The 21,838-nt window shown below is 50.4% G+C and carries 20 protein-coding genes and 4 tRNA genes; all 24 read right to left on the bottom strand.

Translation table 11 applies throughout. From position 1 onward, the window contains the following. Positions 1-55: 55 nt before the first annotated feature. Entirely contained in the window at positions 56-403 is a 348-nt protein-coding gene (locus BMW41_RS06815) for a hypothetical protein (protein WP_074649439.1), read from the bottom strand. A 233-nt stretch (positions 404-636) separates the two neighbouring features. Beyond that, on the bottom strand, positions 637-1,953 hold the full coding sequence (locus BMW41_RS06810; RefSeq protein ID WP_074649438.1) for a hypothetical protein: 1,317 nt from the start codon (positions 1,951-1,953) through the stop codon (positions 637-639). A gap of 174 nt (positions 1,954-2,127) precedes the next feature. Next, positions 2,128-2,781 carry a hypothetical protein gene (locus BMW41_RS06805; protein ID WP_074649437.1) on the bottom strand — a complete coding sequence of 218 codons (654 nt, stop codon included), beginning with the start codon at positions 2,779-2,781 and terminating at the stop codon, positions 2,128-2,130. 510 nt (positions 2,782-3,291) lie between these two features. Further along, positions 3,292-3,486 (bottom strand): hypothetical protein, encoded by a 195-nt coding sequence (locus BMW41_RS06795; RefSeq protein ID WP_031474895.1) that lies wholly within the window; start codon positions 3,484-3,486, stop codon positions 3,292-3,294. A 22-nt stretch (positions 3,487-3,508) separates the two neighbouring features. Continuing rightward, positions 3,509-4,666: a (R)-2-hydroxyglutaryl-CoA dehydratase subunit beta gene (gene hgdB, locus BMW41_RS06790; protein ID WP_031474897.1), complete on the bottom strand. Its 1,158-nt coding sequence runs from the start codon at positions 4,664-4,666 to the stop codon at positions 3,509-3,511. Between the two features lie 2 nt (positions 4,667-4,668). Then, the gene (locus tag BMW41_RS06785; RefSeq protein WP_420341569.1) at positions 4,669-5,922 is read right to left on the bottom strand and encodes a 2-hydroxyacyl-CoA dehydratase subunit D; all 1,254 of its coding nucleotides are present in this window, start codon (positions 5,920-5,922) and stop codon (positions 4,669-4,671) included. A 101-nt stretch (positions 5,923-6,023) separates the two neighbouring features. Then, positions 6,024-6,806 (bottom strand): (R)-2-hydroxyglutaryl-CoA dehydratase activase HgdC, encoded by a 783-nt coding sequence (gene hgdC, locus BMW41_RS06780; protein ID WP_074649435.1) that lies wholly within the window; start codon positions 6,804-6,806, stop codon positions 6,024-6,026. A gap of 433 nt (positions 6,807-7,239) precedes the next feature. Continuing rightward, complete coding sequence (locus BMW41_RS06775) at positions 7,240-9,021, bottom strand: acyl-CoA carboxylase subunit beta (RefSeq protein WP_074649434.1); 1,782 nt, start codon at positions 9,019-9,021, stop codon at positions 7,240-7,242. A gap of 128 nt (positions 9,022-9,149) precedes the next feature. After that, entirely contained in the window at positions 9,150-9,953 is an 804-nt protein-coding gene (gene gctB, locus BMW41_RS06770; RefSeq protein ID WP_074649433.1) for a glutaconate CoA-transferase subunit B, read from the bottom strand. A gap of 2 nt (positions 9,954-9,955) precedes the next feature. Then, positions 9,956-10,918, bottom strand: a complete 963-nt coding sequence (gctA, locus tag BMW41_RS06765; protein WP_278245611.1) for a glutaconate CoA-transferase subunit A — start codon at positions 10,916-10,918, stop codon at positions 9,956-9,958. Between the two features lie 250 nt (positions 10,919-11,168). Further along, positions 11,169-12,323 (bottom strand): sodium ion-translocating decarboxylase subunit beta, encoded by a 1,155-nt coding sequence (locus BMW41_RS06760; protein WP_074649432.1) that lies wholly within the window; start codon positions 12,321-12,323, stop codon positions 11,169-11,171. A 17-nt stretch (positions 12,324-12,340) separates the two neighbouring features. Then, complete coding sequence (locus tag BMW41_RS06755) at positions 12,341-12,781, bottom strand: biotin/lipoyl-containing protein (RefSeq protein WP_074649431.1); 441 nt, start codon at positions 12,779-12,781, stop codon at positions 12,341-12,343. 34 nt (positions 12,782-12,815) lie between these two features. Beyond that, the gene (locus BMW41_RS06750) at positions 12,816-13,250 is read right to left on the bottom strand and encodes an acyl-CoA carboxylase biotin carboxyl carrier protein subunit (protein WP_031474913.1); all 435 of its coding nucleotides are present in this window, start codon (positions 13,248-13,250) and stop codon (positions 12,816-12,818) included. A gap of 47 nt (positions 13,251-13,297) precedes the next feature. Next, a complete protein-coding gene (locus BMW41_RS06745) occupies positions 13,298-13,594 on the bottom strand; it encodes an OadG family protein (protein WP_074649430.1) in 297 nt (98 codons plus the stop codon). A gap of 472 nt (positions 13,595-14,066) precedes the next feature. Continuing rightward, positions 14,067-15,758: a glutamine--tRNA ligase/YqeY domain fusion protein gene (locus BMW41_RS06740; protein WP_074649429.1), complete on the bottom strand. Its 1,692-nt coding sequence runs from the start codon at positions 15,756-15,758 to the stop codon at positions 14,067-14,069. A 287-nt stretch (positions 15,759-16,045) separates the two neighbouring features. Further along, positions 16,046-16,118 (bottom strand) — tRNA-Lys (locus BMW41_RS06735). A 15-nt stretch (positions 16,119-16,133) separates the two neighbouring features. Beyond that, positions 16,134-16,205 (bottom strand) — tRNA-Gln (locus BMW41_RS06730). Between the two features lie 28 nt (positions 16,206-16,233). After that, positions 16,234-16,307, bottom strand: a tRNA-His gene (locus BMW41_RS06725). 24 nt (positions 16,308-16,331) lie between these two features. Continuing rightward, positions 16,332-16,405, bottom strand: a tRNA-Arg gene (locus BMW41_RS06720). 104 nt (positions 16,406-16,509) lie between these two features. Next, on the bottom strand, positions 16,510-17,004 hold the full coding sequence (locus BMW41_RS06715; RefSeq protein WP_074649428.1) for a YfcE family phosphodiesterase: 495 nt from the start codon (positions 17,002-17,004) through the stop codon (positions 16,510-16,512). Between the two features lie 10 nt (positions 17,005-17,014). Further along, positions 17,015-17,617 (bottom strand): RdgB/HAM1 family non-canonical purine NTP pyrophosphatase, encoded by a 603-nt coding sequence (rdgB, locus tag BMW41_RS06710; RefSeq protein WP_074649427.1) that lies wholly within the window; start codon positions 17,615-17,617, stop codon positions 17,015-17,017. After that, entirely contained in the window at positions 17,614-18,783 is a 1,170-nt protein-coding gene (locus BMW41_RS06705) for a THUMP domain-containing class I SAM-dependent RNA methyltransferase (RefSeq protein WP_242870303.1), read from the bottom strand. The genes rdgB and BMW41_RS06705 overlap by 4 nt, the downstream gene beginning before the upstream one ends. Positions 18,784-19,033: 250 nt before the next feature. After that, complete coding sequence (locus BMW41_RS06700; protein WP_074649425.1) at positions 19,034-20,917, bottom strand: HAMP domain-containing sensor histidine kinase; 1,884 nt, start codon at positions 20,915-20,917, stop codon at positions 19,034-19,036. A gap of 128 nt (positions 20,918-21,045) precedes the next feature. Then, complete coding sequence (locus BMW41_RS06695) at positions 21,046-21,732, bottom strand: response regulator transcription factor (protein WP_074649424.1); 687 nt, start codon at positions 21,730-21,732, stop codon at positions 21,046-21,048. Positions 21,733-21,838: the final 106 nt, after the last annotated feature.

Below are 21,838 nucleotides of genomic sequence, written 5' to 3'. Positions count from 1 at the left end.
AATATTGTTTTTGATTTCACTTAATCTCTGATGGGTTAATTTCGCACAGCCTCTCTCAATCCCTGACATCATCTTTCGAAGTGATGATATTTATCGCAGGAACCCCGTCTGTTTTTTTCGCCTCGCGCTTTCCTGCAATGGCAATAATCATGATGCAGAGCCAGATGACCGCCGGCAAAAACGGGTTGAAGCAAACCGTCGCGATAACAAGTACGTTGAGCGCACAAACCAAAACACGAAGTCTGATCTGCCTAAACGACGCAATAATCGTCGGTATAAAAAACAGAAACCCCATGACAAGAATGAGCACAATAGCCATAAGGCCCATTGTTTTTAGCATCTCAGTAACAGCGTCTGCAAGGCTCTGTCCTGAAGACATGAAATCAATCAGATTTTCCAGCATTTTTCTTCCTCCTCGAGATCGGTTCCGATCTTCTCTCTTTTTTCTCTCTGCAAGCATATTACCATCGGAGAGCAAACGCATTTTCAGCCAATGTTTACGTTACGCCCAACAGCATTCCGTTCATGCATCCAGTTTTTTTTGCAATCAAGTTCAGCTTTTATCGTCTGTCGAACCTAAGCTCGTGCAAGCACATGCTTAGGTTCGACAAGTCCGAAAGGCCAAGCTTTATTGCATTATGACCAACTACGACTAACGACACCAGAAGTAGCCGTTTTGCTTTCAAGCACATCAACATATACCCCATCGCGATTCCGGCCAGTACTATCAATTTTTAAATCGGAAACTGACGGATACAACTGTCTTACTCTAGCTTCCGCAACCTTGCAGCAGTCCAACCAAGTCACTCCGGTATGCTTCATAGAGTCCTCGGCCCCACCAACAAATGGAAAACTATACCGCCTAACTGTATACTCATATTCCGTTTCTCCACCAAAAATACCCGATTCAGAATCAGTAAAACTCTCCGTTGATTCTTTCATATTTTGGTCATAGCCATATTCCTGAATTTTGGCATTCCAGTAGGCATTGTCTTCTTCGCTGTTAAGAATCGGTCCATTATTTTCATGGTCTAAACAGAAGTTACCATCCTGACCTACGTGGCCGGTATCGGTTGTGAAATTCTCAACACGTCCGCCATACTCATCAAAAAATGACAGATAAGTAAAAAAATCCTGGTAAAGATACGATTTCCATCCCGTACAAGGGTGTCCCGTTTTACCATTCTTATAATCTAAAAAATAAGATTTCCCGTCAATCTCTATATAATTATAAGCCTTTTCACCCCAGTTCAACATAAAATACCGATCAGTGGGATAGGGGCCATCTTGAACCCATTCCCCATTGCTTTCTTTACCCCAATACAAGATACGAAATTCTAATTCATCTTTTTTTTCGAAAAACTTACCATCAAAGTATGGAAACAACTGCTCAACTCTCCAATCCGCAACCTCTTTGCAATCAGCGACGGTCTTTCCGGTCATCTTCTTCCCGAAATCCCCGGCGTTGTCAATGTACGGGAAATGCAACACAGCATATTTATATCCGTCGTCCCCCCGAACAACTTCCGATACCTCAATCTTATCATAGCCATATTCCTGAACCTTAGCATTCCAATATTCCTTATCTTCTTTGCTACTAAAATCATGGTCTGTCCGGAATCCCTTCGGCGTCATGTGACCGGTATCGGTGGTGAGATTCTCGATCCATACGCCGGAATCATCCAAATAAAACCACTCCCAGGAAGAGCCATTTTCGTTCTTTACCTCATACCGAAACCAGCCCCCCACATCAAGATATCCATTATAATCAAAGTGATACCATTTTCCGTCGATCTGCTTCCAGTCACTTATGGTCCGACTTCCGTCATCTTCTTTATACCATTTTTGCCAATATTCCGGACCGTCGAAGACCCATTCTCCCGCATACGCCGAAAGAGCGGCTGCCATAGACAGCACTGCAGCCATCAGCACCGTAAAAATCCCTTTCTTCATCAACTGTCCTCCCATAAATCTGTTCCGATTTAAGCCCGTGTTCTCGCAACTACTGCGAAAACACGGGCCTTTCGAAACCTCTGATGATCTGATTATGATCTCATTGCCACTGACCGGATCAGGTCAAGCGATTCTCAACGATCCGAAGCCGAGATGCTTCTGATAGTAGTAATTTCAGCGCATATACTCGTATACAATTTCATTATCTGTTAAATACCAGTAGCAAGACTGCGAAAACTCCGGATACACCTGTCCGACTCTTGCTTTTGCAACCGCTAAGCAGTCTACAAGAGTCTTTCCGGTAAGATTAGAACCATCCTTAGCGTTATCTACATACGGGAAGTGAAGCACTTCATATGTATATCCGTCTTCTTTCGTAATGGTCTCCGATGGCATAATATTGGCATAACCATATTCCTGAATCTTGGCAGCCCAATATACATTATCTTCATCGTCATTGTTAGCCACTCCGACATTGCAATGATCTTCCTGGAATCCCTCCGGCGTCATGTGACCGGTATCGGTGGTGAGATTCTCGATCCATACGCCGGAATCATCCAAATAAAACCACTCCACCCAAGAGCCATATTCATTCTTTGCCTCATAATAATGCCAGCCCACATCAAGGTATCCATTGTCATCAAAGTGATACCATTTTCCGTCAATCTGCTTCCAGTCATTTTTAGTCCAGCTTCCGTCATCTTCCCTATACCATTTCTTCCAGGATTCCGGACCGTCGAATTTCCATTCTCCTGCATACGCCGGAAGAGCAGCTGCCATAGACAGCGCTGCACCCATCAGTACCGCCAAAACTCTTGTTTTCTTCATTTTTCCTCCTCGAGATCCGTTCCGATCTCCATCTTGTTTTTTTGTCTCTGCAAGCATATTACCATCGGAGACCTGACGCATTTTCAGCTAATGTTTACACTACTCCCTCCTGCCCGATTCGTCAAGATTCTCCTTTTTTTATCATTTTTATCCCGTGATTCAGTTTCTTTTGATTCTTCTGTTCTCGCACTGCCAGGATCGCCGTGGCGATCAGGGATCTGATGCCAGATCTGCTTATCCTTCCGTTGCCTTCATTAAACGGGTGAATAAATTCCTGTCTACCTTTGCACTCGTGAATCTTCGCAGCAAGGTTGAATATCTGTATCCCAGGCCTTTTCATATAGCCTGCTGTAATTAAGCTCCCACATTAAATCTTCTTTTGTCCAGTTCATCCTCTTTTCGTCCAATTTGCCTGATTCTGGATGAGAATCCATCTGTTGGACGTAAATGCCCCCGACCGATCCGCTTTTGCGGTCCGGTCGGGGGCATCTAGCACGCATTAATCAGGAATTACTTCTTGATCGGAGCGTCCTTCTCTACGATGAATGTGTGAAGAGTATCGTTAGCCTTCAGCCATGCAAGATAGTTCTTTGCATCTTCCTCATCACGGAAGGTAGCCTTCAGGAACTTTGTCGGCTCAGCAAGAAGGCCGCACTTGTAACCTGTATCATTGGTCTGATAAAGTTTAAACTTGAAATCTGCCATTGTTGTTCACAACCTGCCTTTCTTACTTTCTGAGCTCAAGAACGTCTGCAAATGCCTGCAGAGATGTCTTAGCCTGACCGAAGTCGCGCATCTGCATAGCAACACCGAGTTTTACGTGCGGGATGTTTGCATCGTTGAGAGCCTTCTTCAGGTACGGATACTCCATCTCCTCCGGATCACAGAACTGAGTCATGAATACAACTACACCCTGTGCGCCGTTATCCTGTGCAAGACGTGCAACGTGCTCGCCGCGGCGGTTCTCGTTGGACTTCTCGTCGAAGAGGATGGTATCGTAGTCCTGACGGCTAAACTGTACAGCCAGATCTCTCATCGGATCGTTGGTCTCCGGTGCGTCGGTTCTGAAGGAACGTGTCCACTGAGCAACATCATCTGCAGCGATGGCAATGTTGTACTCATCAAACAGCTTCAGAAGCTCCGGGTTGTCGCAGATGATACCGGAAAGAACAACCTTTGTGCCCTTCCAGTCACATGCCGGAAGCTTAACCAGCTCTGCGTTGAGCTCGTTCAGCTTTGCGGTGTACTCATCTTTCAGCATGAAGTTTGCAGCCTTGAGAACTGCGCTTCTCATACATGCATTGACAACGTCGCAGTGATCATTTGCCAGAGTGGAGAAGAGGCGGCGTGCCTTGCGGCTCTGGTTGTAGACCTTGATTGCCTTCTTCAGAGCATCCATATCGGTTGCCTTGCCGGCGATCTTCTCAAGGTGCTCTCTTACGTTATTGTACTGATCCAGTGTGAACTGAATACCGAACTCCGGAACTCTGTTCTGCGGATGAGACAGGAAGATCGGCTCCGGCTTGCCGTACTTCTCAAATGCTGCCTTGAAGTTCTGGGATGCCGGACGAAGGGTATCACACGGAGTCGGGGTGATGATACCGGACAGGCCATCAAATGTGCCGTCCATGTACATCTCGAAGGAAGTCTGTACAAGGTCACAGTAGAATGTAAGGAAATACTCTTTTGCCTTGGAAACAGTCTTTGTGTTGGAACCCCAGATTCCGAACGGAACCATATCAAGGGCATAAACCAGCTCCTCCGGTGCATAGTACGGAAGGATACCGATTACCTTCTTGCCCTGGTCCATGTATGCTTTCATCTGCTTGCCCGGATTGGAAGCAATCTCGTTAAACTCGTTTAATAATTCTTCAACTCTGCTCATGATTACGCCTCCTGTCCTTTCGCAGCCATTCTCTTCTGTCTGTTCTCTTCCATCGCCTCTACCAGACCCTGAACACGTGTCATGTACTGAGCCTCGTTGAAGTTACGCGGATCTGCCTGGTCACCGTCGAAGGATACGCACGGTACACCCATATCGTCTGTGAATCTTCTCATCATCTCAGACATGTAACCGGACCACGGCTTGCAGGAACGGTTGTTGTGGATGAGAGCGCCGTCAACGTGGTTCGCCTTCATGAGGCCTTCACGCCATGCAACACCCTGCTCCATGGATACGGAGTTTGGAGCCTTGTAGTATGCTCTGCAGAGTCCGTCCAGGTTGTCCAGAGAATCGGAATCGTATACGAAACCGAATGCCGGAGCATAAACAACGGCGGTAACGTTGACACCATTCTCCTTCAGCGGCTTGAACAGAGTCTTCAGCTCCGGCCAGCACGGGATTCCCTCGAAGAGAACTCTGTACTTCTCAGCGAACGGTGCTCTTGTCTCGCCCTTAGCCACTACTTCTGCAAGGTTCTGATCGAGAAGCTCGAATGCCTCAGCGGCAGCAACCTTACCACGAGCGGTAACGACATCAGCCATGTGGTTGAACAGATCGAAACCGGACATCGGAGCCGGATCGTACTGAAGGTAATCACAGACTTTTAACCATGCCTTAGCGGTACGGTTTGCGTTATGACATGCCTCTTTGAACTTCTTCTCGGAGAACTTGGTTCCTGCGATCTTCTCAAGCTTCTTGATGGCATCGAGGAACTGGCCCTTGATGTAAGCAACCTGGGAGTCATCAACTTCCATGTTGTTGTTGTACGGTACATCGATCATGATCAGCGGGATGTTATGCATTCTTGCGATGTTCTCATACCACTTTGTCATGTCGTTACAGATATTGTTACAGCAGAGCACGAAATCCGGCATCGGGACACGGCGTGTCTCGTTTGTGGTCTCATAACCGGCAGCGTAAGCAAGGGAGATACGTGTGTATCCGCAGATATCCGGATCGTATCCCATATCCTCTGCATACTCGCACATACGCTGACCATCGTGACGTGCGCCGATTCCGGCTGCCTGGTTCTCCGGATATACAACCGCGAGGTCAAGAGCCTCACAGATCTCGCACGGGAACTTGGAAGAAGACCAACCTACCGGTCTGCCTGCCTTCTTAGCATCCCAAGCTGCCTGGTAAACATCATTTACAACCTTGCGGAGTGCAAGTACGCCCGGAAGTTCCGGCTTCTTCACTTTTTTCGCCGGTGCCGGAGCTGCTGCAGCATTTACATTTTCTGCCATAATATAATTCTCCTTTCAAAAACATCCGCTTTCACCATGAAAACCGATGATTTTTAACGTGTTGCCTTCTGATAAGCGAACAGAGCTGCGCCCAGTGCGCCTACATACTGTGTCATCGGGTCTGTGTGAATCACATGGCCCAGTTCTTCCTCAAGAGCATTCACTACTCCGGAGTTCTGCGCTACGCCGCCGGTCATCATGACATCGTCACGAACACCGACACGATGTGCCAGTCCGACAACTCTTGCCGCTACGGAATGATGAACACCATTGATGATATCGCACTTGTGCGTGCCAAGTGCAAGCTGGCTGATAACCTCGCTCTCTGCAAATACGGTACAGGTGGAGCTGATATCAACTCTCTGTGTCGACTGCGCGCCCAGATCACCGAGTTCGCTGGTCTTAACCTCCAGAACGCCTGCCATTACATCCAGGAATCGTCCGGTTCCGGCTGCACATTTATCATTCATCTGGAAATTGACCATTGCGCCATTTTCAATCTGAATTACCTTAACGTCCTGACCGCCGATATCGATTACTGTCTTAACCGACGGGAGAAGGAAATACGCTCCCTTGGCGTGACAGCTCAGCTCGGACATGTTGTGATCGACAATCTTCAGAGAGTTACGTCCATATCCGGTACCCATAATGTATGCCATATCCTCTTTGGTCATACCGGCATCCTCAAATACCGCCTGAATCGCTCTCTCCGGACCGGATGTACCGGTTCCAACGTCGATCAGAGATTTACCGACGATCTCTGCACCGTTCTTCAGCACGATTGCCTTGGAAGCGGTAGAGCCAACGTCGATTCCCATCGTGTAAATATCACCCATGATGCAACCTCCGTCTCTAAGTGATGTTTTATCGCCTGACTTTTTCCATTATATCATGTTCGCAACGTAAAACAGCCAAAAACAACAATATTATTGTGCATGTTCACCGATGAAATTATGGAATCGTTTTTCATTCCTTCAGTGTATTGCATAGGATATGCCATTTTTTTCGTTTTCGTTCCGACATTTATTTCGTCACTTTTGGATAAAATATCAGTGCGCAAAAAGGAACGGACCGCATTTGCCGCATAGCCGGCAATATGCGGTCCGCATTGCTCTCGTCGTTATCTCCGGAACCAGCCCCACCAACCTGCCTTAATTGCCGGTGTCTCGGAGCGGAACGAAAAACTTATCCTGTTGTGTCCGACGAACGGACTTATGTTTCAATTGAGACGAAACACACTTCGCGGCTATCGCTCATTGCTTTCGCAAATTACTTCTCGTAGTTAGCCTCAAAATCGCGCTGTGCTCTCGGAGTGATCATCTGATGCATCGGGCAGATGGACTGCGGGTTCTGGTAAGCAGCCTCTGTGAATGCCTGCATGTACGGACGGATCTCTGTCATGTCAACGATCTCGTCTACCATACCCATCTTAGCTGTGTAAGCCGGAGCGGACTTTGTCTCGTAATCCTCGATCAGGTTGTTCATCTTATCGATAACCGGCTGAAGGTCGTTGCCTGCCTTCTGCTCCTTCACAAGTCTTCTGGAGTACAGAGCGTTTGCTGCGGTTACACCCGGCATTACATAGTACTTGGAAACTGCAGTACCGATGGAGAATGCGTTGTTGTCATTACCCTGCGGACCGCCAAGTACATAGTGAGCTGCTGCGGAAGCAACACGGAGTGTTACCTCGAGAGACGGCATACCGGAGTTCTGGATGGAGTAGATCAGGGACTGACCAAGACCAAGAAGCTCAGCCTTCTCTGCATCGTCACCTACATCGATACCGGTTGTATCCTGCAGCCAGATCAGCGGAATGCGGTCACGTGCGCACAGAGTTACGAACTCGTTCATCTTGATGAGACCTTCACGGTAAAGCTTACCACCTACGGATACGTGGCCCTGGCCGCCGTTCTCATAGTACTTCGGATAGTTCATCAGGATACCCTGAACGTTTGCGATGATACCAACAAGGAGACCATTTACCTTTGCAAGACCCGTGGTCATCTCCGGTCCATATGTCTTCTTGTACTCGAGGTACTGGGAATCATCGACAAGACGAGCGATAACCTCACGAACATCGTACGGCTTCTTGCTGTTTGCCGGGATGAGGCTGTAAAGATCCTCTGCCGGGAACTTCGGAGCCTTCGGGCTGTCAACGCGGAAGAACTCAAGGTTGTATGCCGGCAGATAGCTTACATACTTCTTGATGCCCTCGATTACGCCGTAATCGTCCTGATATACCTCACGGAAGAATCCGGTCTGGTCATAGTGAACCGGAACGGAACCCGGAGCCGGAACCTTGTTGTTCTTGTTTGCCTCAAGGTTATCGATGATACCCTGAGCAACTTCCATATCAACTCTGCCCTTCGGGTTCATACCGGAAAGGATACCAGCGCCGCCGACTGCCATGTTCGCATCTTTGTGAGCGATCAGGATGGTCGGGGAGATGGAGTGATAGCCGCCGCCTGCCGGGTTAGTTCCGTAGATACCTACGATTACCGGAAGACCGAGCTGGTTGAGTTCTGCATTGCGGAAGAACGGTGTACCGCCGCCGCGTCTGTTCGGATATACCAGATCCTGTACCGGGAAATCAACGCCGGAGCAGTTCAGAAGGTATACAACCGGAACATGAAGAATCTTAGCAGCATCGGAAGCACGAAGAAGGTTCTCAGCCTGTCCCGGAACCCATGCGCCGGCGATCTTCTTGTTATCGGAAGCGATAACCATAACCCACTTGCCGCCAACACGTGCAAGACCCTTTGTGATGGATGTATCACCAAACTTGTTGTCGCTCGGGTTGAACAGAGAGTTCAGAGAGCAGAATGTGCCCGGATCTACGAGAGCGTTGATTCTCTGCATAGCGGTGAGCTGGCCCTTCGCGTTCAGCTTCTCCTCGGTTGTGATACCAGCAGCGCGGGTTGCCTCAACCTTGTCCTGAATCTGCTTCTCAACAGTCTTGATCTCCTGCTCGTTCTCAGCGTTTGCTGCCGGAATAGCCTTTCCGAGTGTCGGCATATTCTGGAAGTAATTCGGCATAGAATAGAAATCCATTTTAATCTCCTTATTTATACGGACGCCGGGGCGCTTCCGGTGAAATGTCTCCGAAAGCGCTCTGGCGCAATGTTTCGGCTGTGAAACATTGTTCTCTGTATTTTATATCTGGTCTTCGATATCTGGTCTTACTTTGCTTCCGGTACCGGAACCTTGATGAATACCTGATCCGGGTCGATCTCTTCACGGATCATCTTGATAACCTCCGGATCCGGTGCATCGAGCTTAACTGCTCTGGATACATCGATATCAAATCCGGTGTTCTCGATAACCTCTTCCGGAGAAGAAGACTCATAGTAACCTGCAAGGTACATTCTCTTTGTCTTCTCGTCAAACTTCATAACACCGAGGTCAGTAACAACTGCCTGCGGTCCGCGGTTTGCCGGAAGTCCGAGTTTTGCACGGCCGTCCGGTCCGTCGATCCAACCCGGAGAAGTTACGTAATCGATCTTCTGCATGAATCTTCTCTTCTCATGCTGGATCATGATTACGGTGTTGGTGAAGGTAGCGATTGCGTTTGCGCCGCCGGAACCGGTAAATCTTGTCTTCGGATGGTTGTACTCACCGATGCAGGTGGAGTTAACGTTTCCGTACGGGTCGATCTGCGCGCCGCCGATGAAGCCGATCATTCTGTCGGAATCGTGGAGCCACTCGTTTGTCTCGAATCCGATGAAACGGATATTCGGCCACTGAACACCGCAGTGTGCCATGAAACGAAGGTCACCTACAGAACGCGGTACCTCGATCGGGGAGCAGTCCATAAGACCGGACTCTACGACAAGGTTGCAGTTCGGAGCATATACTCTCTTAGCTACGGAAGCGCCGATCAGCGGAAGACCGGTACCTACGATTGCGATCTGGCCATCATGGAGCATCTTTGCAAGGGTGATAGCCTGCATTTCCTTATTGGTGTAATTTGTATAATCTGCCATGATTAGTCCTCCTTAGCTACATCTGTATGATAACCATAGCCCTCTGTTACTTTCAGGTTGAGAAGGCGCTTAACACCCAGCTTCTCCAGGTACTCATCCTGGTCCTTAACGTCGTAGATCCACTCATTCAGGAATGTGTGGAAGTCTTCCTCTGTCTTGGAAGCTGCGCCATAAGCCTTAAGGAATGCGTTATCATAATCATAGTAATCGTAGCACTGTGTCGGATGAGCACCGTACGGAACTACGCAGACAGCGTCTACAGTGAAGCACGGAAGCTTTGTCTTGGTCGGATCACGACGGATCTCCTCGTTGCTTACGAGCTCTTCGCAAGTAACGATGGTCTTCTTTGCTGCAACAGCAATATCAACATCGTGGAACTCATCGCCGAGAAGTACACAGGTACCGTCCGGGGATGCCTTCTGAACGTGGATGATTGCGGTATCAAGCTGCGGAACCGGAAGAGCAACAACCTTCTCGCCCTTCTTGAACGGGTTCTCTACATATACGAACTTATCCTCGGTAAGGCCCGGGATGGTCTTGCGTACTTCCTTGGAGATTCCCCACTCGTCAACAAGACCGGAACCGATCATGAAGCGAACCGGAAGGAACGGAAGTCCGAGAGATGCAGCGTGGAGCATGTACATGATAGCATCCTGAGAATAGTCCTCATAGATGAGCTCTCCAGACTCGATCTTCTTTCTGAAACGGCGGGAAACGTTGGTTACACCGGAATCTGCGGTATAGCAGTTGATGTAAGCTTTTACGCGGTTCTCACCGATCATCATATCCCAGTCAGATCCTGCCGGACCTGCCCATACGATGAAATCTTTCTGTCCCTGACGAAGGATCTCACGAACAGCAGCCATCGGCTTCTTGTTTGTTGTGAATCCACCGAAGGAGATCTGGTCGCCAGACTGTACGTACTTGGCAACTGCATCATGTAAAGACATTACTTTATTACTCACAATAAAGCCTCCTTTTGTAAAACTTTTAAAGCATCTTATTTATACAAACTGCGGGGCGTCTCCGCGCCCGGGCTGGCACACACCCCAGCCGGGCGCGCTTTACGCGCGTCTTCCTGTCTGCCTGTGAAGCAGCATATGAAGCGGTGGGAGTCATCAGCCTACGGCCGGTGACTACCCCGCAGTGCATAACAATTTAATATGGATTTGTGGCTCGCGCTTTGAATACGTTGGAATGGTATCCTTATGTACATCAGCCCTTGAAAAGAACCATGAAGAAACCGGCTGCAACCGCAGAACCGATAACTCCGGCAACGTTCGGGCCCATAGCATTCATCAGAAGGAAGTTAGCCGGATCAGCCTCGGATCCAACCTTCTGGGCGATACGAGCAGCCATCGGAACGGCAGATACACCTGCGGAACCGATCAGCGGATTGATCTTCTTTCCTGTGCAGATGTACATGACCTTGCCAAGGATAAGACCGCCGGCAGTAGCGAAACCGAATGCAAGAAGACCGAGAGCAATGATAGCCAGGGTCTGCGGTCTCAGGAATACCGGACCGGTTGCAGTGGAACCTACGCCCACGCCAAGGAAGATGGTAACAATGTTGCACAGCTGGTTTGTTGCAGTATCAACAAGACGATCTACAACTCCGGACTCCTTGAACAGGTTTCCGAGCATCAGCATACCAAGAAGCGGTGCTACGGACGGAAGGAGAAGGGATGTGAAGAGTGCTACGAATACCGGGAATACGATCTTCTCTGCCTTTGTTACGGCACGAAGCTGCGGCATTCTTGTCTTTCTCTCTTCGAGTGTGGTCATTGCCTTCATGATCGGCGGCTGGATCATCGGGATCAGCGCCATGTAGGAATATGCAGCAACGGCGATCGGGGACATCAGCTCCGGTGCCAGGTTGTTTGCAAGATAAATCGCGGTCGGGCCGTCAGCACCACCGATGATACCGATGGAAGCTGCCTGCTGCGGTGTGAACATACCTGTGATGATTGCAAGGCAGAACGCAACGTAGATACCGAACTGTGCTGCCGCACCGAGGATCAGAGCGATCGGGTTCGCAATCAGCGGTCCGAAGTCTGTCATCGCACCGATGCAGAGGAACATCAGACACGGGAACAGGTTACATTTCTCACCCATGAACAGGATGTGAAGAAGTCCGGAATCATACCAGGCACCGCCGTTTGCTGTTGCATCGTATGCAAGGTTTGCAGCCGGAAGGTTTGTCAGGAGCATACCGAACGCGATCGGCAGAAGCAGAAGCGGTTCGAACTCCTTTACAATTGCCAGGTAGATCAGGATGAAAGAAACAGCGATCATGACGCACTGCTCCCACTGCAGAGACGCGAAACCGGACTCAGCAGCAAGACTCGTCAGAATTCCAATAAAATCCATTACTTGCCTCCTGTCAATTAGTTAAGGGTCATCAGAACTGCGCCGGTATCTACAGAGTCGCCGGCCTTTACGTTAACGGAAGCAACGGTTCCGTCCTGCGGAGCTACGATCTCGTTCTCCATCTTCATAGCTTCCATGACAATTACGCACTCACCGTACTTAACTGCCTGTCCAACATTTGCGTTAACCTTCAGGATCTTGCCCGGCATCGGGGCTTCAACGGAAGCTGCGCCTGCTGCTGCCGGAGCTGCCGCCGGAGCCGGTGCTGCCGCCGGAGCCGGTGCCGGTGCCGGTGCCGGAGCTGCTGCCGGAGCCGGTGCTGCCGCAACCGGTGCGGACTGCGGAAGTGCTACTGCCTGCGGAGCTGCAACGCCGTTGCGGTCCAGAGACTTGTAGCCGTTCACCTGCTGTACTTCTACTTCATATTTTTTTCCATTGATGGTAGCAATGTACTTCATATCGTTTTTATCCTTTCCCTTGATTTGCTGCGGATCAATTCAGAGTTGCAAGGACAGCGCCGGTATCAACCATATCGCCAGCCTTTACATTAACAGAAGCAACCGTGCCGTCCTGCGGAGCTACGATCTCATTTTCCATCTTCATCGCTTCCATAACAATGACACACTCACCATACTTAACTGCCTGTCCGGATGTAACATTAACCTTAAGGATCTTACCCGGCATCGGAGCTTCAACATTAACGGAACCTGCGCCTGCCGGTGCTGCTGCCGGAGCCGGAGCTGCTGCCGGAGCCGGTGCTGCTGCCTGAACCGGAGCGGTAGCCGGAGCTACGGCCGGTGCCGGTGCTGCGATCGGTGCTGTCGGAGCTGCCTGTGCCTCACCGAATCTCGGGATCGGTGCATAAGCGTCAACTCTCTCTAATTCTACTTCGTAATTCTTACCGTTCAGAGTAGCTGTGTACTTCATAACTGCGGTAACCTTCCTTTCAAAAATCCTTCATTCCCAGAAATAAATTATCTGATCTCCGTAACTTTTGTGATCTGGAACTCATCCGGCTGACTGCCGAGATCCTCTGCAATGGTAGCTGCGAGAACTGCAAGAAGTTCCTTGTCTGCCTCGTCGTTCACTACCGGAGCGGCTGCTGCTGCCTTAACCGGCTGCTGTTTCTTTGTTCCCGCAATGCTTCCGACTATGGAAGAAATGATTGCGATGGCGAACATCAGAATGAGCAGCATGATGAAAACGACAGCCAATCCGCTGACAGAGACAACCAGAGCGGTAGGAATGTTCATTGTGGTTGCTGTATACATCTGGACTACACCTCCTTTGAAATATGACCCGCGGCTGGAAAAGGCCGCAATGCAAAGTTAAGATTCCGCATTATGGAACGTATTCCATTTTCAAAAGGGCAAAATATAAAAAGGGAAGATTGCCCTTTTGCTAGATTTGTCCACATTCACAGAATCTGCCCTTTTTCCTTTTGGAATTATAGCGTATGTGCTATGGAAAGTCAACGAACTTCCTTACGAAATCATAATCTTTCATTAATCTACGTTAAAATTCAAACCGGCTTTCCAACTATACGCAATATCGTCCATAAATGAGCAAAAAACACCGCAACGGCGATAATCTGCAATAGATATATCGACGGTGCGGTGATGAATTATTACTATATTATAGTGGTTATCGGTTCCGGTTATATTTCTCTGTGTCCCTGCCGTTTTATCATAGAGAAATCTCTATATAATTTCGGTCTCAGGCAGATCCAAAAAACCGTTTTTCTTACTTCTGAACTTTGAACGAGCTCTTCAGCGGAACAATACGGTTGAATACCGGCTGGCCCTCTTTGCTGTCCTTGCAGTCAACACAGTAGAAACCGTCACGGACAAACTGGAAGCGGTCGAATTCCTTCGCGCTCTTGAGGCTCGGTTCCAGATAAGCATCCTCGATCACGGTCAGGCTGTGCGGATTCAGGTTCAGCGTGCCGTCGGCATTGAGTTTGCCCTTCTCCTCGTCAACCAGGTTCTCATACAGACGAACGGTTGCCTTGAATGCGGTCTTTGCCGCAACCCAATGGATGGTTCCCTTAACCTTTCTGGTAGCGCAGTCGCCTCCGCGGGTTTCCGGATCGTAGGTAGCGTGAACGGCGGTGATGTTGCCGTCCGCATCTTTATCTACGCCGGTGCAGGTTACGAAGTATGCATTCATCAGGCGGACCTCATTGCCCGGATACAGTCTTCTGTACTTCTTCTCCGGAACCTCCATGAAGTCATCCTGCTCGATCCAGAGTTCTCTGCCGAAAGGCACCTTTCTGCTTCCCAGCGCCTCATTCTCGGTGTTGTTGGAAACATCCAGTTCCTCGATCTGATCTTCCGGATAATTGTCGATGATCAGCTTCAGCGGATGGAGAACCGCCATGACACGCTTCGCCTTCAGTTTCAGATCGTCGCGGATGCAGCTCTCCAGGGACGCGCTGTCGATGGAGTTGTCTGCCTTGGATACGCCGGCAAGTTCTACAAACTTCTGGATGGACTCCGGTGTGTATCCTCTTCTTCTCAGAGCAGCGATGGTAACCAGTCTCGGATCATCCCATCCGTCAACCACCTTGTCCTCTACCAGCTTTTTGATGTAACGCTTTCCCGTTACCACGTTGGTCAGGTACATTTTGGCAAACTCGATCTGTCTCGGCGGCATCTCGAATCCGCACTCACGGACAACCCAGTCATACAACGGTCTGTGATCCTCGAATTCCAGTGTGCAGATGGAGTGAGTGATTCCCTCTACCGCATCCTCGATCGGATGCGCGAAATCGTACATCGGGTAAATGCACCATTTGTCGCCGGTATTGTGGTGATGCTGACGCGCCACGCGGTAGATGACCGGATCTCTCATATTAATATTCGGAGACGCCATGTCGATCTTTGCGCGGAGAACCTTCTCGCCGTCCTTGTACACGCCGTTCTTCATGTTTTCAAAGAGTTCCAGGTTCTCTTCCACAGAACGGTTCCGGTACGGGCTCTCCTTGCCCGGATGTGTGAAATCGCCGCGGTATTCACGGATTTCATCCGCTGTCAGATCACAGACAAAGGCTTTTCCTTTTTTGATCAGTTCCACCGCGCACTCATACATCTTATCAAAGTAGTTGGATGCGTAGAAGACTTCATCGCCGAAATCCGCTCCGAGCCACTTTACATCCGCAATGATGGACTGAACGAATTCGGTCTTTTCCTTGGTCGGATTGGTATCATCAAAGCGGAAATTGAACTTGCCGCCGTACTCTTTCGCAAGGCCGTAATTCAAAAGAATCGACTTTGCATGTCCGATGTGAAGATATCCGTTCGGCTCCGGCGGAAAACGGGTCTGAACATGGTCGTAAACTCCCTCCGCAAGGTCTTTATCAATCTCGCGCTCGATAAAGTTTTTGCTTACCGGCTCTTTGGACTCCTCTTCTGTTTTTTTCGTAATGTCCTCCATACTCTTCCTCCCGTATTATCCGCACAGAAAGCGGTAAATTGTATAAATATATCGAATAAATGATATCATATTTTGCCCATAGGCTCAAGCAGACAAGTTAGTTTGTCTATTTGAGCCGCACCAACTTTTTAGGCGCGCGCATCCTCCCGAATCGTTTTGTGTCACAGGATCATTCGGCGAACTTTTCTATGACGGAACAAAGTCCGCGGAGCGTTTTTTTCATAGGGAATTTCGGAGAAATTTCCTATGAAAAAAGGGAGCACCTTCGTGCTCCCTTCATCGTTTCATGAGGCATCGGGGACTCGAACCCCGGACAACTTGATTAAAAGTCAAGTGCTCTACCACCTGAGCTAATACCCCGAATCATAAACCAGACTGGGCCAGTTGGATTCGGACCAACGCTGCAGGAGTCAAAGTCCTGTGCCTTAACCGCTTGGCTATGGCCCAAAATATTCTCCTTGTCCAGTAAGGAAAGGGTGGATAGTGGGACTCGAACCCACGATCTCCAGATCCACAATCTGGCGCGTTAACCGACTACGCCATACCCACCATATTTGATTGTCTTGCAATCAATGACCCAGCGGGGATTCGAACCCCGGACACACGGCTTAGAAGGCCGTTGCTCTATCCAGCTGAGCTACTGAGTCATTCGCTGTCGATCGCTCAACAGCAAAGGTAGTATACTAAACATCCGAGTCAATGTCAAGCATGTTTTTTATATTTTTTTAATTGGTTTGACATCTCCGACATTTTATAGGTAGTAATGCCCGATTTCCAGTTCTCCGTTTTCGTCGATCTCCAGAATCGCAAACGTGGGTCTTCGCCCCTCCTGCCGCGGATAAGAGATGCTGCCCGGGTTCAGCACGGTCAGCCCGTCTTCCCTGCCCAGATACGGCTTGTGCGTATGGCCGAACATGGCAATTTTTGCGCCCCTCGCCTCCGCTTCGTCCGCCAGACGCTCCGGTCCCATGGAAACCCCGTACCGGTGTCCGTGTGTGATAAACGTGCGGTACGGGCCGATCATAAACTCTTCCTCACTCGGCAGTCCCGAAAAGAAATCATTGTTGCCCTGAACCATATGGATCTCACAGCCCGGGCTTGCCTCCTCGCACCATCCGCGAATCATTTCATCGCTTCCTTCCCCGTCCCCGAGATGAATCATCATATCGAACGGGGCGGTTCCCTGTATCACTTCCAGCAGATTCCCGTCTTTGCGATGGGAGTCACTCACAATCAGAACTTTCATCCTTTTTCCTTTATTTCGCCAGCTTTTTCACGAGAATCTCCCGCATCGCACGGAGTGCCTTCCCCCGATGACTGATGGTATTCTTCTCCTCTTCCGTGATCTCGGCACTTGTCTTTCCATATTCCGGAAGATACAGAATCGGATCGTAGCCGAAGCCGCCGTCTCCCGCCGGTTTTTCCGCGATCTCTCCCTCCATCGTCTTCTGAGTGTGCTCTACCGATCCGTCCGGAAGAACGGCGCAGATATCCGCGACAAAGCGGGCTGTTCTTGCGCCGCCGGCCTGGTTGACCCGTTCGATCAGATTCGCGTTCTTTTCCTCATAGGAATGGCCTTCCATATAACGGGCCGAGAGGACGCCCGGCTCTCCGCCGAGGCAGTCGATCACAAGACCGGAATCGTCCGCCAGGACTACGCCTCCGGTCTTCGCCCATACCGCCTTCGCCTTAATCTCGCTGTTTGCGGCAAAGGAATCTGCGCCCTCTTCGATGTCGCCGTCAAAGCCGGCTTCTTTCATCGTCACGATCTCAAAACCGAGACCGTCCATGATCTCGCGGATCTCACGGATCTTTCCCTTGTTTCCGGTGGCAAATACAATTCGGTTCATGTCTTTCATCCTTCCGTCTTCGGAGTCTCAATTCTGCGCTTCGGCGGCTTCTTTCCCATAAAGGAATAGAAATACGTTTTCAGCATTCCGTTATAAATCTTTCGGTTCTTGTCCGCCTTCCGCCCGATGTCCTTCTCCGCCTTCTCGTAGGAAGTAATCATAAACATCGACCAGTCGTCGAGATTCCGAAACCGCTCGCCGAGTGCCCGATAGATAGCCGGAAGTGCTTTTTTCTCTTCCAGTCGCTCGCCGTAGGGCGGGTTGGTGATGATAAATCCGTATTTTTTCGGATGGCTGAGCTGATCGACCGGTCTCTGCTGAAAATGAATCAGGTGGTCTACGCCGGCGCGTTCCGCGTTCTCTCTGGCCACTTTGATGATATCCGGGTCAATGTCATATCCCTGAATATCGCAGACCGCATCCTCTTTCACCATATCCTGTGCCTCATCAATGGCGTCGTACCAGCATTTTTTCGGAATCAGATGATTCCAGGATTCCGCCACAAAAGAGCGGTTCATGCCCGGGGCGATTCCCGCCGCGATCATGGCCGCCTCGATGGGAAAGGTTCCGGATCCGCAGAACGGATCCACCAGAATGCGGTCCGGATGCCACGGCGTCAGCAGTATCAGCGCCGCTGCCAGCGTCTCGGTGATCGGCGCCGCGCCCTGCATCAGGCGGTAGCCCCGCTTGTGAAGAGAGTCTCCGCTGGTATCGATTCCGACGACGCACCTGTCTTTCAGGAAGAAGACACGCAGCGGAAATTCCTCTCCGGTCTCCGGCATGCGGTCCATATGGTACGCATCCTGCATACGGTTTGCCAGCGCCCTCTTCATAATGCGCTGGATATCCGATGTCGAGAAAAGTTTACTATTAATAGAAGAAGCCTTTTTTACCCAGCATTTTCCGTCCTTCGGGAGATATTCCTCCCACGGAATTGCCTTTGTCTCCTCAAACAGCTCGTCGAAGCTTTTCGCCTCGAAATCGCCCACCTTCAGAAGCACGCGTTCTGCAGTGCGGAGGAAAATGTTGGCGCGGGCCACCGCGGAAGCGTCGCCGCGGAAGGTTACTCTTCCGTTTTCCACCTCCGTGATCTCATATCCGAGATCGGTGATCTCGCGTTTTAATACGGACTCCAGTCCGAAATGGCAGGGTGCCAGCAATTCAAATTTTGTCACATTGTTCTCCTGTATCAAAAACGGTTTTGTCATGACTTCTGATTCGTCACGAACTATACTCTAAAAATATTATATTATCGTTTTCCCATATTTCTGTCAACGAACCTCCGAACCGCCGGAAGGTTTTCGGCATCCCCTTCCATAAAGCGTTCCGGCCCGATCCGCCCGTCTTTCCGCACAATCACAAAACTCCGGCAGCGTTTGCCGGAGTTTATCATGATTCATGGTCTCGGAGCCCCGGTGGCTGATCTCACTCCGCCCCCGGTGTTTCCTGCTCCGCAAGCTTCAGTTCGAACCAGAACTCGACGCCGCCGGAGACATTGGTCACGCCGTATGCCTGATGATGGCCGTCCATAATGGCTTTCACGATTGAGAGACCGATACCGCTTCCGCCGTATGCCCGGGTTCTCGCCTTGTCCACCTTATAGAACTTCTGCCAGAGTTTTCCGAGTTCCTCCTGCGGAATGTTTTTTCCGCTGTTGAAGACGGTGGTTCGCACAACGCCGCGCATCTCATCTCTCTCCATCCGGATCGAGATTCTCTTTTCGCCTTCTGCGTGGTTTACCGCATTGTTCAGATAATTGGTGATGACCTGCTCTATCTGGAATTCGTCGGCCAGAACCATCTGCGGAACCGCCCCGTCAAATTCCGCCGACAGTCCTTTTTCTTTCAGGCGGATCTGGTTCGCCGTAATCACGCCGCGCACAACCTCGGTCAGATTGATCTCCCGGAAATCCGTCCTCTCGCGGCCGAACTCGAGAGCGGTCAGCGTCAGCAGCTGACGCACCATCTTGTTCATCTTGTTGGCCTCATCCATAATGACGCCGCAGTAATAGTCCCGGTTCTCCGGGTCTTCCGCCATGCCCTCGACGAGTCCCTCCGCATATCCCTGAATCAGTGCAATCGGCGTCTTCAGCTCATGAGAAACATTGGCGATAAACTCTTTTCGGAGTTCATCGATCTTCACCTTCTCATCGATGTCCTTCTGGAGCTGTTCGTTGGCCGTCTTCAGTTCCTCAATCGTGCTGCTCAGACGGTCCGACAGAACATTCATGCTCTTTCCGAGGGTTGTCACCTCCGCAGCCGCATTTTTCCGGTCACTGTATTTCGCCGTAAAATCAAGCTGCGACATGCGCTCGGACAATTTTGACAAATCTGCCAGCGGTTCGGTGATCCGCTTCGTGATCAGATAGATCAGGATACTTCCCACCACGATCACAATCAGACCGACCCGCATCAGAAAGCTGTTGGAGATACCGGACGCCTCACGGATCGAATCCAGAGGGATCGCCATGATGAAGACGGTTCCGTTGTCCGTAAAATATCCCCAGCTCTCCAGCGATTTTGTGTTGGAAAACGCGTCGAAGGCGGTCTGAATCTTGTAGTTTTCATCCTCATAGAGGACGTCCAGATCTTTCGGATACTGGCCAATGATGTAGCGCTGCACACGGTCGCGGAGTTTCCGCGCATCCGCCGTGGAGGTCAGAAGCGTCTCGTTCCGCAGACTGTCATAAATGACAATGGAGATGCCGGAGGTATCCCGGAGTCTGCGCACGGTTTCCGCCACCGTCGGATCCGTGGCGATGCTGAAATCATCTTCGTCATCGTCGGAACCGGCGTCCGCAGCACTGCTCTGTGTCTTCTCTGCGCTGTCCGTTCCGGCTTCGCTCTGCGTCTTCTCTGCGCTGTCTGATCCGTTTTCACTCTGCGTCTTCTCTGCGCCGTCCCCGGAACCGGCCTGTTTTTTCTCCTCATAGCCGTCCCGGTCCCCACGGTCCTCCGGCTGTAGAACCGGGCCGGCCATCGGCGGCTTCATGTTAAAGCGCTTCGAATTTCCATCGTCTCCGGTGATGACGGTCACACCGTCTTTGGGATCATTGATCACCTCCGTCCCGCCGGAATCCTCTTCTTCCCCGGTGATCATTTCCTTCTGGTCCCGCTCCGCCGCTTCCTGGACAACCGCATTGATCTCCTCATAGGCATCTTTCAAAACCTGAACTTTATAATTCCGGTAATAACCTTCAAGGAACCAGGTGTTCACCGCCAGAACCGATGCAAACAGCACCGCCGTGACGGCCACAAAAGTCAGCGTGACGCGGAACCGGAGGGATTTCGGATTGATTCTGCATTTCATGAGCAACCCTCTCCTATCGTATTTCTGCTTCTTTTCTTCCCTGAGACACTCTTTTCATTCAAGAAATATTTTTTCATCCGCATGACCGTCGTCGCCGGATGCTTTGTACCGGCATAAGTATCCGCCGGTCACTTCGCGTCATGTTCCGGCAGGAACTTGTATCCCATGCCCCAAACCGTCTTTATGTAATCGCCATCCGGTCCGAGCTTGCTGCGTAGCTTCTTCACATGAGTGTCGATGGTGCGGGCGTCGCCGTAGTAGTCGTAGTTCCACACGTTGTTCAGAATCTTTTCTCTGGACAGCGCCTGCCCCTGATTCTCGACAAAATAGGTCAGGAGTTCAAACTCCTTGAAGCTGAGATCCACCGTCTCCCCTTCCACACTGACCTGATGCGCTGACTTGTCGATCTTGATTCCGCCGACATCGATCACATCCGAAGACGCAGTTCCGCTTCTGCGAAGAATCGCCTCGACACGGGCAACCAGGATTTTCGGGCTGAAGGGCTTGGCAATGTACTCGTCCGCGCCGAGCCCGAACCCGTTCAGCTCATCATTTTCCTCCGTCCGGGCTGTCAGCATGATAACCGGCACCTCGGAATACTTCCGGATGGTGCGAAGGACATCCCATCCGTCCATCTTCGGCATCATGACATCCAGAATGATCAGCTGGATGTCTTTCTGGTCGAAAAAGATCTCCACCGCCTGCTCACCGTCTTCCGCCTCCACAACCTGAAAATCCTTCAGCATCAGGAAATCACGGACCAGTTTCCGCATACGCGCTTCATCATCCACAATAAGAATTTTCGCCTTATCCATATCTGTCACCTCAATCTTTTCCCATCGTTATCCTTGTAAGCCACAGGTTTTCCGTTTTAGGAAAATCACCTTCAAAAACGATTCTTCTTTCTTGTTGGCTACATTC

This window comes from [Clostridium] aminophilum, from assembly GCF_900101295.1.
In the GTDB taxonomy this organism is placed as follows: Bacteria; Bacillota; Clostridia; order Lachnospirales; family Lachnospiraceae; genus Clostridium_R; species Clostridium_R aminophilum_A.
This window is presented reverse-complemented; position numbering and strand designations above follow the sequence as displayed.

Bases quoted from the DNA above. Each gene is read 5' to 3' on its own strand.
- BMW41_RS06815 (WP_074649439.1), bottom strand. From the start codon at position 403: ATGCTGGAAAATCTGATTGATTTCATGTCTTCAGGACAGAGCCTTGCA.
- BMW41_RS06810 (WP_074649438.1), bottom strand. From the start codon at position 1,953: ATGAAGAAAGGGATTTTTACGGTGCTGATGGCTGCAGTGCTGTCTATG.
- BMW41_RS06805 (WP_074649437.1), bottom strand. From the start codon at position 2,781: ATGAAGAAAACAAGAGTTTTGGCGGTACTGATGGGTGCAGCGCTGTCT.
- BMW41_RS06795 (WP_031474895.1), bottom strand. From the start codon at position 3,486: ATGGCAGATTTCAAGTTTAAACTTTATCAGACCAATGATACAGGTTAC.
- hgdB (WP_031474897.1), bottom strand. From the start codon at position 4,666: ATGAGCAGAGTTGAAGAATTATTAAACGAGTTTAACGAGATTGCTTCC.
- hgdC (WP_074649435.1), bottom strand. From the start codon at position 6,806: ATGGGTGATATTTACACGATGGGAATCGACGTTGGCTCTACCGCTTCC.
- BMW41_RS06775 (WP_074649434.1), bottom strand. From the start codon at position 9,021: ATGGATTTCTATTCTATGCCGAATTACTTCCAGAATATGCCGACACTC.
- gctB (WP_074649433.1), bottom strand. From the start codon at position 9,953: ATGGCAGATTATACAAATTACACCAATAAGGAAATGCAGGCTATCACC.
- BMW41_RS06760 (WP_074649432.1), bottom strand. From the start codon at position 12,323: ATGGATTTTATTGGAATTCTGACGAGTCTTGCTGCTGAGTCCGGTTTC.
- BMW41_RS06755 (WP_074649431.1), bottom strand. From the start codon at position 12,781: ATGAAGTACATTGCTACCATCAATGGAAAAAAATATGAAGTAGAAGTA.
- BMW41_RS06750 (WP_031474913.1), bottom strand. From the start codon at position 13,250: ATGAAGTACACAGCTACTCTGAACGGTAAGAATTACGAAGTAGAATTA.
- BMW41_RS06745 (WP_074649430.1), bottom strand. From the start codon at position 13,594: ATGTATACAGCAACCACAATGAACATTCCTACCGCTCTGGTTGTCTCT.
- BMW41_RS06740 (WP_074649429.1), bottom strand. From the start codon at position 15,758: ATGGAGGACATTACGAAAAAAACAGAAGAGGAGTCCAAAGAGCCGGTA.
- BMW41_RS06715 (WP_074649428.1), bottom strand. From the start codon at position 17,004: ATGAAAGTTCTGATTGTGAGTGACTCCCATCGCAAAGACGGGAATCTG.
- rdgB (WP_074649427.1), bottom strand. From the start codon at position 17,617: ATGAAAGACATGAACCGAATTGTATTTGCCACCGGAAACAAGGGAAAG.
- BMW41_RS06700 (WP_074649425.1), bottom strand. From the start codon at position 20,917: ATGAAATGCAGAATCAATCCGAAATCCCTCCGGTTCCGCGTCACGCTG.
- BMW41_RS06695 (WP_074649424.1), bottom strand. From the start codon at position 21,732: ATGGATAAGGCGAAAATTCTTATTGTGGATGATGAAGCGCGTATGCGG.